Source organism: Lactiplantibacillus mudanjiangensis, from assembly GCF_005405385.1.
Classification (GTDB): domain Bacteria; phylum Bacillota; class Bacilli; order Lactobacillales; family Lactobacillaceae; genus Lactiplantibacillus; species Lactiplantibacillus mudanjiangensis.
On sequence record NZ_BJDY01000003.1, the window covers coordinates 231,074 to 243,329 of the forward strand.

Genomic DNA, 12,256 nt, shown 5'->3' on the forward strand with positions numbered 1-12,256 from the left:
AAAAAGACTCATCTAACCGTATGGCTGGATGAGTCTTTTTTTGTGCTAGTATCGCCAAATCAAGCGCATCGTCATCAAATCATGCGCATACCACCGCAGATCCACTTGGTCACCCACTTGTAACTGCATTTGTGCTACAACTGATTGCGGAATCACATAAGGATACGGCATCCCGCTGTCATCCACCAAGGTTGTCTTGTTATTATGAGTTACAATCAGACGTTCTGGCATACCTAGCATGTCGCCACTCTCAATGAATGCTCGTGTTAGCGTCATCAGTTCACTTTCAATATTAACATGATCAAGTTTTCGAATATCGCTAACTTGTTTTGCATCGTTAATTTTGGCCGAAACTATATCTCCACCGATTAATGCTTTTTGCCGAAGCTCGATTTCTGATAACAGTCCTTTTTTGATGGTCTTATCACCATTTGACCAAACCAAATCTACGCCGCCTTCAACTCGTGGCCATAACGTATAATGGCTTTGAGGAATCACTGATGGTGCTGACCCATTCACGATTTCAGCACGTAACGCCGAATCAGACAACTGTAAACCGTAAGTTAGTGCCGTGGTTAACTTTTTTGCATCAAACTTCACGATTCGATCTTTACTTTCTACTTGAGCAGCCACCAGCAATTTCGTTAACTGCTGCCACTGCTGATAAGCTTTTAAATCAATTTGAACGGTTCCATTAGTACTTGGCATAATTGGTTTAGACATGATTAACCTACCTTCTGAATAATATCTATGCTATAAATGAACGTATATATCCATACCATTAAACTTTACACTTGATTTCTGAGGAGGAAAACATGAATTTCACTCGCCTTCATTATTTCTGTGATGTAGCTAGACTCCACAGCTTTTCTCAAGCTGCGGAAGAAAATTTCATTTCTCAAACAGCCATTAGTCAGCAAATCGCTAAACTGGAATCAGAGTTAGATGTTACGTTGATTGACCGAACTAAGCTTCCTATCGAGTTGACTAGAATTGGTGAGGTGGTAAATAAACGTTCATTGATCATCCTTGGACAATACAATGTTCTTAAAGGCGAAATCGCCCAATTAAAGCAAACTCCTAAATTACTAACAATTGCTTATCCCAATGGCGCTGTTGAGCCTGTCGAAAAATTCGTATTACCGATTGTTAAGCCAATCAGCGATTTAGAACTCTTTTTGGTCAAAAGTGACCTAAACGACATTCAAGATAAACTATTAAACAAAACAGTTGATTTAGCTGTTAGCTTTGATTCAGAAATCACTGCTACTGATCAATTATCTACACTAGTTTTAGCTCAAGGCAATTACGATATTGTCGTTGGCCCAAGCCATCCCTGGTACCAACTGACTACGATTACACCAGAACAATTGCTGAATCAAGCTGTGATTTATGTCGCAAACCGGCCCAATACTAACTCTTATCTCAAGATGAAAGACCATTCAAAAGCAGATAGTGTGCCGTTAAAAATTACTGCCACAGTTTCCGATATTGATACTGCCTTACTATTGGTTCAACTCAACAAAGGCATCACCTTCATTCCAGACTATAAGCGCCTAACCCATGAATTTACAACCTTACATCGTGTCAAAGTCGTTGGTAGTCAACACAAGTATCAGGTTTGTTTAGCTTGGCAGAAAAATGATACGAACCCAGAATTAAGACGTATCCTTCAATTATTTCAAAGGTAGAAGCGTTTACTTATGTGGCACTTAAATTCGATGTTGGCAATTGTTAACTAATTCACATAGAATTAAATTAACAATTAATAAAGGTGGTCTACTCTCATGGATAAATATGTCTTTACTGGTGTTGACGGTAACTTTGGCGGTCAAGCAGCCACAGTGGCCTTAAAACTTCTTGATAAATCGCAATTAATCTTTACCGCACCTACGGAAAAAGGTCTCGCTAAATATCAGAATCAAGGGATCACAACCAAAGTCACTGATTTTAATGATCCTGATGGCTTGGCCCAAGCCTTTACTGGTGCAAAAAAGGTCTTATTGATTTCAATGCCTTTTGTTGGCAAGAAACGCCGTCAGGCCCATAAAAACGTCATCGATGCCTGTTTAGCTAGCGGCGTTGAACAACTCGTCTACACATCCTTAGTAAACGCCGCCGACCCAACTAATCCAAGTATTGAAAAATTGGATCACGCCTGGACGGAGTCTTATGTCGAGAATACTAACTTAGATTATATTTTCTTGCGTAACTCCCAATACGCTGAAGCGATGATTTCTAACTATTTCGCCATGGCAAAAACCGGCGTTCTAGCTAACAACCAGGCCGATGGTAAAATGGCCTATATTTCCCGGCAAGATTGCGCAACGGCTGCTGCCTACGCAATGGCTTCTGATTTAAAACATTCAATTTTAAATATCAATGGACCAGAATTAATGACGATTAGTGACTTCATTAAGATTGGTAATGAAGTCACTGGCAATAATGTTCGCTACCAAGAAGTTAGTGATGAAGAAGATTACGCCATTTTTGATAAAATGGGCGTTCCTCGCAATACAGACGGCCACTTTAAAAAGGGTAGCTCAGCGCCATTCTCGTCCGACGGTATGGTTACTTTCGGTAAAGCAATTCGTGAAGGTAAAATGGCTACTTATTCTGACGACTACTTTAAACTAACTGGTCAAAAAGGACGCACCGTTCAGGCTATGTTTGAAAACTCCGCCGACTATCAAATCGGTGAACGCCATTCGGTCGACGCTTAGAACGGAGGCTACCAAAATGACACAATTAAACACAGATATTGTGGTTGTCGGGGCTGGCGCCTCTGGCATTGGTGCCGCATTAAGTGCCGTTGAAAACGGTGTACAAGTAATTCTCTTAGAAAAAGGCACCAAATTTGGCGGTGCTGGCATGTTTGGTGCACAAGGATTATTTGCTGCTGGTAGTCATCTGCAACAAGCCGCTCACATTGATTATTCACCAACTGCTGCTTATCAAGAGATGATGGCTTATACTCACTATCGATCCAATACTCGGTTAACAAAAGCGATTATTGACAAGTCTGCCGATACGATTGATTGGCTAGCCAAGAATGGGTTAAAAACAGAATTGGTGAACAATACTCAAGAGGTGCACCAAGATCATCCCCGCGTGTATCACCAATACCTTGATAAATTTGCTGGTTTTCAACGATTAATGGAACGTTTTATTAGTTTCGGTGGCCAATTGTTCACTCAAACTTCAATTATTTCGTTAGATTATCAAGATGGCACAATTAAGCAAGTTTTAATTGACCATAATGGTATCCAACAACCAATTAACTGTACTAAAGTTATTTTTGCTGACGGTGGATTTGTCGGCAATACCAAAATGGTTGATCATTACTTGAAAATAAATAGCGAGAACCTTTATAGTATGGGTGAACGAAAAGCAACTGGTGATGGCATTCAGCTTTTAAACCAACTAAACGCTGATACTAGTGGTTTAGGAACGTTTGAAAATCATGCTGCCTCAGTTATTTCTAAAGCTGATCCCAAATGGCACAATAACACTATTTTCTCATTGACTAATCTCCCATTTCTCTGGATTAATCGTCGCGGTCAACGATTTGTGAATGAAGACATCGTCTATGATTTTGCACTTTGGGGTAACAGCACTTATACCAATGGTGGGTACTATTATTTTGTGCTGGATCAAGCAACCATTAGTTACCTTAAAACCAATCAATTAAATTGGACTGACTCATTTGAACGGACGTTTAAAACACTTTCCCATGACCCAATGACTCATACGGTTGGACCCTTTTCAGAAATAGAAAGTGATCTTAAGGAAGCTATTGACCAAGGTGCCGCAGTTAAATCAGAAACACCTGAACAATTAGCCTCCGCTTTAAAGATTGACTCTAAAACGTTGAAAAACACTTTTGAACAATACAACCAGATGATCAATAATGGTCATGATTTGGAATTCAATAAAGATGACTCATTTCTCCGGTTCAAGGTTGCTGATGGACCCTTCTACGCAATTAAAGCACAATCAACAACTCTAGGTACCATCGGCGGCGTGGCAGTTGATGACCATTTACATGTACTCGATAAGGATGGTCTAATTATGACTAATCTTTATGCCACTGGTAACAATGCCAGTGGCATGTATGACACCTCATATCCTACGCTAGAAGGTATTAGCTGTGCTTTTGCCTGGAACTCTGGCCGGATTGCTGGTGAAGACGCTGCAAAACACTAATCATTAAACCCAAAGATTCTTTTTAATAAAATTAAAGCGTCGTTCCGAGAAGACAACACATTCTTTCTCGGAACGACGCTTTAATTTTTATGTGCTTCACTCAATCCGCTTATCAATAATCGATCGCAAAACACGTTCCCGCAAGGCCACCGCATCGACCTGGTTACGCTGTTCATAGCCTTTAACGAGGACCTCACCAATATACAACTGTGAAATCCGGCCAGCTACGGAACCCCCGTTTAACAATTCTTCAATAGCCGTTTGTAAGACAACTTCGCCTAACTGTGCCACCGGGCTATTGAGATTATTCGTCACCGCGATAATACGCGCACCATTGTCGGCAGCAATCTTCAATGAGGCATACGTATCTTTGGTTCGGCCAGTCAATGACAAGCCAATCACTAAATCACGCGGTGTCAATAATGACGCAACTTGCGCTTGTAGATGTGGGTCACTAATCGAAGTCGTTTGAACACCAGCCCGCAACAGCATCGCACTAAACGCATCACCGGTCTGCCCACTACCACCAACGCCAAAGAGGTAAATATGGCGTGCTTGGCTCAATAAATCAATCGCTTGATTCAGCTTAGTTGGTTCAATTAACTTGGCAGTAGCCGTTAACGCTTCTTGCAAATGACGACTAATATCATCATAATAATCAGCTGGCCGCGTTTCTGCCTGTTGCGTAAAATCTTCCTTGGCCAGCTCGATCTTAAAATCAGAAAAGCCGTTATAACCTAATTTCTGACAAAATCGAATAATGGTGGCATCGCCAACTTTAGTTGCGGCTTTAATGTCGCTCATCGTGGCATACATCAACTGACTACCAACTTTTAACACGTAGTCGGCCACCTTTTTTTCCGAACGCGTTAAACTTTCATACTGCTCATGAATCGCGTAATCATATCGCATGCCCGTCACCATCCTTTTGGATAATATTATACCGTTTTTTCGTTCTTTTTGGAGAAATTCTCCCAAATCGTTTGAAAACGGTTTATTTATCTGTTAAATTGTAATTGGAGATATTTTCCAACAAATAACAGTTTTGGAGGATTAACGGATGATGAAAAAAATAGACTTTTTAAAACAAATCAAAAACGGCCTGATCGTCTCTTGTCAGGCATTGCCGAACGAGCCCTTATACAGTCCCACCGGTGGCGTCATGCCGCTCATGGCTAAAGCTGCGGCTCAAGCCGGTGCCGTTGGTATTCGCGCCAACTCCATCCGTGATATCACAGAAATTCAAGCGGCCGTTGACTTACCAATTATTGGGATTATTAAAAAGGATTATCCACCAGAAGCCCCATTTATCACGGCAACCATGCAAGAAGTTGACGCGCTAGTCACCACTGGTGTTGCCGTCATTGCTTTAGACTGTACGGATCGACCACGTCATGATGGCTTAGCCTTAAATGACTTCATCCATCAGATCAAAACAAAATATCCAAATCAGCTTTTCATGGCCGATAGTTCTACCTTGGCTGAAGGTCTCAACGCTTGGGAACAAGGTATCGACTTTGTTGGCACAACGCTCAGTGGCTATACCGCTGAAAGTCCGCAACTAGCTGGACCAGACATTGAACTCATTAAAGGGTTAATCGCGCACAATGTTGATGTTATTGCGGAAGGTCGCATTCACACACCTGAACAGGCGAAAGAAGTTCATGATTTACACCCAGCTGGCATGGTTGTTGGCGGCGCGATTACACGACCTTTGGAGATCGCCAGTCGGTTTGTCACTGCTATTCAATAATCTTGACACGACTCGGTCAGCTAGTATAATGACGATATAAGGTGTTTGCGGCTTAAACCGCAAAAAAAGCCGAGGTAATTGTCGTTACCTCGACCTTTGGCTTCAATTAATGCTTGCAACGTGCTTGACTTGATTGAAACGCGCCCTAAGAAGTTTTTGCGAAACTTTGATTCAAAAACCACTAAGGCCCGTTGGTGCGAACAACGGACTTTTTTGTGGTCTGGTTTAGTTAGTCATGAACCAACGCGACAACACTAATAATGACAATTGACCCAAAAAACATCAAAATTAGTATCCGTTGAACGTCGTGTGGTAGCTTGCGAAATTGTTTCAAAACTTTCGCGACGTCGAACTTGATCATAAACAAGTCGAAAAAGCCGTCTCCTAAATAAATTACCTAGCAAATAATCATCCACTGGCAACACCTCCTGTATTTAGGACGCGTCACCAGCAACTCAGCACAAGAATTGTCACCGATTTAATTGTATCATTGCAGTTTAGTCCTGCCCACTATTTCCGTTTACATACAAAATCGCCCGATCAACTGGCTGCCCACTAGCCAGTTGATCGGGCGATTCAATTTATACCGTTCAATTCACAAGGAGGAATTGTGACGTCTTATTTTTCAACACCTTTGCCATCCCATTCACGTTCCAAAATGGCTTTTAATTCACTAATCAAAGGTTCACGAGGGTTAGCGGTCGTGCATTGATCTTCATACGCTAATTCGGCTAATTCATCAACGGTCGCGTCAAAGTGTTTCTTTTCAACGCGGTTAGCTTTCAAGGATAACGTCACATCCATTGAGTGTGCTAGGTCGATATACGCCTTAACCAAGCTTTCCTTCAATTCTTCATCGGTCTTGCCTGGTAAGCCCAAAGCCCGCGCGATGTTCGCATAGTCTTCTAGCGCCGTATTGTGATTATACTTCGGCCACATTGCTAACTTCGTTGGAATTTCAGCGTTGTAACGCACCACTTGTGGATACGTGATCGCAATTGCTAATCCGTGTGGTAAATTAAATTCCCCACCAAGTTTATGCGCGATCGAATGATTAATCCCAAGGAACGCATTGGCAAACGCCATCCCTGCTAAAGTTGACGCATTATGCATCTTTTCACGGGCCAATTTATCGCCATCAAATGAGGCTTTCAAGTATTTGAAGGCCAATTGTAAGGCCTGGATTGACCAGCCACGAGTATAGTCTGAAGCCATCGTGGAGACATAAGCTTCCGTTGCATGGGTAATCACGTCTAACCCCGTCCAAGCCGTTGTCCGAGCTGGAACGGTTTCAACAAACTGCGGATCAATGATTGCAATATCCGGTTGCATCGCATAGTCGGTGATTGGGTATTTAACATGCGTTTCAGAGTCCGTGATAACCGCATATGGTGTCACTTCAGAACCCGTCCCAGAAGTCGTTGGAATCCCAATATAAGTCACTTTATTAGCAACTGGTACTTTGTAAGTCCGTTTCCGAATATCTAAGAATTTTTGTTTAGCGCCTAAGAACGAGGCTTCTGGATGTTCGTAGAATAACCACATCCCCTTAGCCGCATCCATCGCGGAACCCCCACCTAACGCAATAATCGTATCAGGTTGGAAGGCCTTCATCCGGGCAACCCCTTTATAAACGGTGTCCGTTGACGGGTTCGGTTCAACCTCAGAGAAGATATCAATATCCACTGGATCAGTCCGTTTATTTAAGACGGCCGTAACACGATCAGCATAACCGAATTGCACCATCCCAGGATCACAAACGAGAAAGACTTTTTTGATGCCATCCATATGTTCAAGATACCGCACCGCGTTACGTTCAAAGTAAACCTTAGGTGGCATCTTTACCCATTGCATGTTGTTCCGGCGTTTCGCAACTGTTTTGATATTAATCAGATCCATATCTGTAACGTTATGAGAAATCGAGTTGCCCCCATATGAGCCCGTGCCCAAGGTCAATGATGGCGTCATGTTATTGTAGATATTCCCTAAACCGCCCACTGAAGATGGCGTGTTAATTAAAATGCGGCAAGCTGGCATTTGAAGACCAAATTCTTTGATCAACTCGTCATCGGTCGTATGCAACCCAGCCGTGTGACCTAAGCCACCGTAATGCAACAATTCATTGGCCCGTTTGAAGGCTGCTTCATGTGAAGTTGCCTTGTAAACCGTCAAAACAGGTGATAATTTTTCACCGGATAGTGGGTACTTCACCCCAACACCATTGATTTCGGCGATCAAGACCCGGCAATCAACCGGCACATCTTTTAAACCGGCCATTTGGGCGATTTGATAAGCGGTCTTCCCGGCAACTGGCCCGCGAACCGTATGACGATTAGGATCAATCACGGCGTCACTCAAGGCTTGAACATCTTTTGGCTTAACAAAGTAGCAGCCCAAACGACTGAATTCAGCTTTAACTTCCGCGTAGATTTCAGCATCCACAATCGCACTATTTTCAGATGCACAAATCATCCCATTATCAAACGTCTTAGATAAGACAATATCGTTAACGGCTTGCTTAATATCTGCTGTCTTTTCAACATAAGTTGGGCCATTACCAGGGCCAACACCTAAAGCTGGTTTACCTGATGAGTAAGCCGCCGTCACCATGCTGGGACCACCAGTCGCTAAAATCGTCGCAACATCGGGATGATGCATTAAATCATTCGTCGCTTCAATACTTGGATGTTCAATATAGAGAATAGCATCAGCTGGACCACCAGCAGCTTCAATCGCGTCGCGCATGACTTTCGCTGCTTCAGCACTGGCTTTTTGCGCTTGTGGATGGAACCCAAAGACGATCGTGTTACGACCTTTTAACGAGATCAAGGCTTTAAAGACTACCGTTGACGTTGGGTTCGTCACTGGAGTGACCCCGGCAACAATCCCAACGGGTTCAGCAATTTCCATCAATTGTTCTTCGTCGTCATCTTTAATGATGCCAACCGTTTTATCATGGCGAATACTGTTCCAAATATATTCACTGGCGTAAATATTTTTGATGGCTTTGTCTTCAACCACACCCCGGCCGGTTTCTTCAACGGCCATCTTGGCTAACTTCATGTGTTTGTCTAATGCTGCGACCGCAACTTGTTCACATAAAGCATCGATTTGTTCTTGGGTGTAGTCTTTCAAGACTGCGAGGGCCTTCTTTGACCGTTTCACTAATTGGTCAACTTCAGTTTCAACAGTAGTGGTTTTTTCCTTGATCATGATGGGTTCCTCCGTTTCAATCCCCTTGTGAATTATTTTACAAACATCATTATACATGCTCGTTTTATTTTTGCAAGCGTTTTCTAAATAAAAATTTAAACCGTTTCATATCAATGTTTCTAAAGCCCTTACCCGGTGGGCTTTTACGTGTCCCAGTAAATTTTAAACAAAGTGCATTAATTAACAAGAATGGCCGGTCGATGTCACGTGTGGGACATCAGTAGTCCCGATGGTCATATTAAAAAAGTGCCACCTGTTTTAGGTGACACTTCGTTAAGTTCAATTATTTACCGCACCACAATTACAGAAATCGGTGCTTTCCGTGCTAACCGTGGACCAATGGCACCGGCAATTTTAGAATGCGAAAATTCCGTATCGGCCCCCGTCACTAATAGATCCGGGTTAAAGTCGGGAATCACTTGTTCCAAAATCACATCGTCAACGTCGCCACCTTCATAAACCAGTGGTTCGACCTTTTTAGCGCCATTCTGCTCGGCTAGGTCAACGTATTCTCGAACTACTTGCTCAACATGAGCTCGTTTTTCAGCAATTTTTGATGGGGTTAACGAATCAAAGATATTGATATCTTCACTTTCCATTACTGATGCAATCCCTAAAGTCACGTCATAATCCCGTGCTAACGTTAACGCATAACGAAAGGCGCGTTCTGACGAGGTATTATCATCTTCGTCCACCGTTAATAAGACCCGACGATAGACTAGTGGATCACTAACTGCTTGATTTTCCATATTGTTGCCCTCCTCATTAGGATGAATTGGTCAGTCCATGGTTATTATAACAGTTTCAATGCCGAATCGGTATCGTCATCAACGCTTGGGTAATGCCGATAATGTTTGGTTAAGCCAATTTACATAATAATCCTCGCGGCCTAACGCGTGTTGCAAGATCAAATAATGACCATAATTGGCCGTTTGACTCGCTTTGGTTGGAAAGACCGTCGCTAACCGCTGTTGCAGATGAGTGAGCTTATCGGTATGCAATTGTAATTGTTCTTGCACCATCGCCTTCAATCGTGGATCACGATTAGTTTGGATAAAGTACAATTTTAAAATAAATTCGTCTTTAGTTGCGGTTAAATCTGGCGTTCCATCACTAATCCAACTGCCAAGTAACGTCTGTCCGATCGCCGTAATGTGATAGAGCTTCTTTTCAAGTTTTTCGCCACTGATGGTAATTTCATGTGTGATATAGCCTTGTTCTTCTAATCGTTTGAGCTGCGGATAAATCTGACTGTGCTGGGCTTGCCAAAATTCACCGATCTCGGTATCAAAGGCTTTCGTTAAATCATAACCCGTTAATGGTTGCTGATTTAAGAGCCCTAAAATGATAAATTGTAGCTTATTTTTTTGCGCCATTGGAAGTTCCCCCTTGACGAATGTTTAACATCAGTATACACTAACCTTGTTGATTAAAACATGTAATTTATTACACGTTTTAATTTACCTAATTTAAACAAAGAAGGCTTTTTATTATGACCAAAACTTTTAAAACATTAGATGATTTTTTAGGCACCCACTTTATTTACACTTACGACAATGGCTGGGAATACGAATGGTATGCAAAGAATGACCATACTGTTGACTACCGAATTCATGGTGGGATGGTTGCCGGTCGCTGGGTTAAAGACCAAGAAGCCAACATTGTCATGTTAACCGAAGGCATCTACAAGGTTGCCTGGACGGAACCAACTGGGACCGACGTGGCTTTAGACTTCTTACCTAACGAAAACAAAGTTAACGGGACGATTTTCTTCCCAAAATGGGTTCAAGAACATCCAGAAATCACGGTTACTTTCCAAAATGATCATATCGATGTAATGGAAGCTGCTCGCGAAAAGTACGCCACTTATCCTAAGATGGTCGTGCCTGAATTTGCCACGATCACTTACAAAGGTGATGCTGGTCAAAATAACGATGACGTTATCGCCGAAGCCCCTTATGAAGGCTTACCAGACGACATTCGTAACGGTAAGTACTTTGACGAAAACTACCACCGCTTGAATAAATAATTGTTTCACGTGAAACAAGTCAAAAATGCCACCGACGACTTTTTAGTCATCGATGGCATTTTTACGTTGAAGTTATACTTGAATTTTACTATTGATTAATCGTTAGTTACGTCTAAATCGACTTGACCGAGTTGTTGATCAAAGGTTGCTTGCCAATGTCCCGCCGTTAAATGTGGTGGTAACACGAAGGTCCCGGATGATACCCGTTGACCTTTTGTTAACACCCGCCCTTGTTCTGCTAGCTTGCCCACCAGCCAGTGTAACGAATTCAACGGATTACCTAATACCTCACTTGCGACACCGGATTTAAGAGTCTCACCATCATGTGTTAACTCACATTTTACAGTTGCCACGGCATCAACTGAATCAAACTGTTGATCAGTATCGCGTTCCTCACCATAGACGACCAAGCCCCCGACCGCCGCATCCGCGACGACTAAGTTCTTCGCTAAACTTGGGAACCAATCGGCAAAACGTGAATCAGGCAATTCAAGGCCTGGTGCAACCGTAGTCTTATGCCATAAATCGGTTAAAGAATCCTCCGGTGACAACGTTTCTTTCGCCTTAAAGACCAATTCAACTTCCACGAGTGGATCCATTAATTGGCCTAGCCGAACCTTCGCTGGTGCAGCTAAAAAATGATCTTGCACTTGCGCACCGTACAACGGATTATGCGCATCAAACATCTTTTGCGTTTCTTCACTCGTCAATGAAACTTTATAACCGCCAACCGGCTGATTCTTTAAAGTTGTTAAATGATCTTGGACGCGATACGCAGCGTCTTCATCTGCGACGACATCTGCAAAGTCGGCCGCATTTAATGGATGTTGTGTCCGTAACGCGTCAAATAATTGAGTGGCAAATTTTGTTTCAGTTTCAGTAGGTGTTGTTGTGGTGGTATTCGTCATAAGCAAGATCTCCATTTCTATGTGTAACGTACTAGTTAAACTAACCTTATGTGTGTGGCGCTATTATGTGTTGTGTATCTATATATGTGTCACGCCTGCGCGTGGTTCATGTGACTATGTGTCCCCTATGGCCGATTGCCGCCGGTT

General features: G+C 42.6%; 11 protein-coding genes. 5 read left to right on the top strand and 6 right to left on the bottom strand.

What is annotated here, in order from left to right:
• Positions 1-45: 45 nt before the first annotated feature.
• On the bottom strand, positions 46-723 hold the full coding sequence (locus FFM84_RS05915; RefSeq protein ID WP_130844535.1) for a hypothetical protein: 678 nt from the start codon (positions 721-723) through the stop codon (positions 46-48).
• Between the two features lie 92 nt (positions 724-815).
• Here FFM84_RS05915 and FFM84_RS05920 point away from each other — a divergent pair, with 92 nt between their 5' ends.
• The 3 genes from FFM84_RS05920 to FFM84_RS05930 all read left to right on the top strand — a co-directional run bounded on the left by FFM84_RS05920 (position 816) and on the right by FFM84_RS05930 (position 4,206).
• Entirely contained in the window at positions 816-1,691 is an 876-nt protein-coding gene (locus tag FFM84_RS05920; RefSeq protein ID WP_130844534.1) for a LysR family transcriptional regulator, read from the top strand.
• A 96-nt stretch (positions 1,692-1,787) separates the two neighbouring features.
• Positions 1,788-2,723, top strand: coding sequence for an NmrA family NAD(P)-binding protein (locus FFM84_RS05925; RefSeq protein ID WP_130844533.1), 936 nt, complete (start codon positions 1,788-1,790; stop codon positions 2,721-2,723).
• Positions 2,724-2,739: 16 nt separating this feature from the next.
• Positions 2,740-4,206, top strand: a complete 1,467-nt coding sequence (locus FFM84_RS05930) for an FAD-dependent oxidoreductase (RefSeq protein WP_130844532.1) — start codon at positions 2,740-2,742, stop codon at positions 4,204-4,206.
• A gap of 96 nt (positions 4,207-4,302) precedes the next feature.
• On the opposite strand, the gene FFM84_RS05935 is transcribed toward FFM84_RS05930, so the two are convergent.
• Positions 4,303-5,118 (bottom strand): MurR/RpiR family transcriptional regulator, encoded by an 816-nt coding sequence (locus tag FFM84_RS05935; RefSeq protein ID WP_130844531.1) that lies wholly within the window; start codon positions 5,116-5,118, stop codon positions 4,303-4,305.
• 151 nt (positions 5,119-5,269) lie between these two features.
• Between FFM84_RS05935 and FFM84_RS05940 the strand changes: the two genes are divergently transcribed.
• Positions 5,270-5,959, top strand: a complete 690-nt coding sequence (locus FFM84_RS05940) for an N-acetylmannosamine-6-phosphate 2-epimerase (protein ID WP_130844748.1) — start codon at positions 5,270-5,272, stop codon at positions 5,957-5,959.
• Positions 5,960-6,577: 618 nt separating this feature from the next.
• Here FFM84_RS05940 and adhE read toward each other — a convergent pair.
• From adhE to FFM84_RS05955, 3 genes are all read right to left on the bottom strand, one after another.
• Positions 6,578-9,172 (bottom strand): bifunctional acetaldehyde-CoA/alcohol dehydrogenase, encoded by a 2,595-nt coding sequence (adhE, locus tag FFM84_RS05945; protein WP_130844530.1) that lies wholly within the window; start codon positions 9,170-9,172, stop codon positions 6,578-6,580.
• Positions 9,173-9,459: 287 nt separating this feature from the next.
• Positions 9,460-9,921, bottom strand: coding sequence for a universal stress protein (locus FFM84_RS05950; RefSeq protein ID WP_130844529.1), 462 nt, complete (start codon positions 9,919-9,921; stop codon positions 9,460-9,462).
• A gap of 78 nt (positions 9,922-9,999) precedes the next feature.
• On the bottom strand, positions 10,000-10,548 hold the full coding sequence (locus tag FFM84_RS05955) for a PadR family transcriptional regulator (RefSeq protein WP_130844528.1): 549 nt from the start codon (positions 10,546-10,548) through the stop codon (positions 10,000-10,002).
• A gap of 116 nt (positions 10,549-10,664) precedes the next feature.
• Between FFM84_RS05955 and FFM84_RS05960 the strand changes: the two genes are divergently transcribed.
• Positions 10,665-11,201, top strand: coding sequence for a phenolic acid decarboxylase (locus FFM84_RS05960; protein ID WP_130844527.1), 537 nt, complete (start codon positions 10,665-10,667; stop codon positions 11,199-11,201).
• 95 nt (positions 11,202-11,296) lie between these two features.
• Here the strand turns inward: FFM84_RS05960 and FFM84_RS05965 are convergent, their stop codons facing one another.
• On the bottom strand, positions 11,297-12,109 hold the full coding sequence (locus FFM84_RS05965) for a 2-keto-4-pentenoate hydratase (protein WP_130844526.1): 813 nt from the start codon (positions 12,107-12,109) through the stop codon (positions 11,297-11,299).
• Positions 12,110-12,256: the final 147 nt, after the last annotated feature.

Bases quoted from the DNA above. Each gene is read 5' to 3' on its own strand.
- FFM84_RS05915 (WP_130844535.1), bottom strand. From the start codon at position 723: ATGTCTAAACCAATTATGCCAAGTACTAATGGAACCGTTCAAATTGAT.
- FFM84_RS05920 (WP_130844534.1), top strand. From the start codon at position 816: ATGAATTTCACTCGCCTTCATTATTTCTGTGATGTAGCTAGACTCCAC.
- FFM84_RS05925 (WP_130844533.1), top strand. From the start codon at position 1,788: ATGGATAAATATGTCTTTACTGGTGTTGACGGTAACTTTGGCGGTCAA.
- FFM84_RS05930 (WP_130844532.1), top strand. From the start codon at position 2,740: ATGACACAATTAAACACAGATATTGTGGTTGTCGGGGCTGGCGCCTCT.
- FFM84_RS05935 (WP_130844531.1), bottom strand. From the start codon at position 5,118: ATGCGATATGATTACGCGATTCATGAGCAGTATGAAAGTTTAACGCGT.
- FFM84_RS05940 (WP_130844748.1), top strand. From the start codon at position 5,270: ATGAAAAAAATAGACTTTTTAAAACAAATCAAAAACGGCCTGATCGTC.
- adhE (WP_130844530.1), bottom strand. From the start codon at position 9,172: ATGATCAAGGAAAAAACCACTACTGTTGAAACTGAAGTTGACCAATTA.
- FFM84_RS05950 (WP_130844529.1), bottom strand. From the start codon at position 9,921: ATGGAAAATCAAGCAGTTAGTGATCCACTAGTCTATCGTCGGGTCTTA.
- FFM84_RS05955 (WP_130844528.1), bottom strand. From the start codon at position 10,548: ATGGCGCAAAAAAATAAGCTACAATTTATCATTTTAGGGCTCTTAAAT.
- FFM84_RS05960 (WP_130844527.1), top strand. From the start codon at position 10,665: ATGACCAAAACTTTTAAAACATTAGATGATTTTTTAGGCACCCACTTT.
- FFM84_RS05965 (WP_130844526.1), bottom strand. From the start codon at position 12,109: ATGACGAATACCACCACAACAACACCTACTGAAACTGAAACAAAATTT.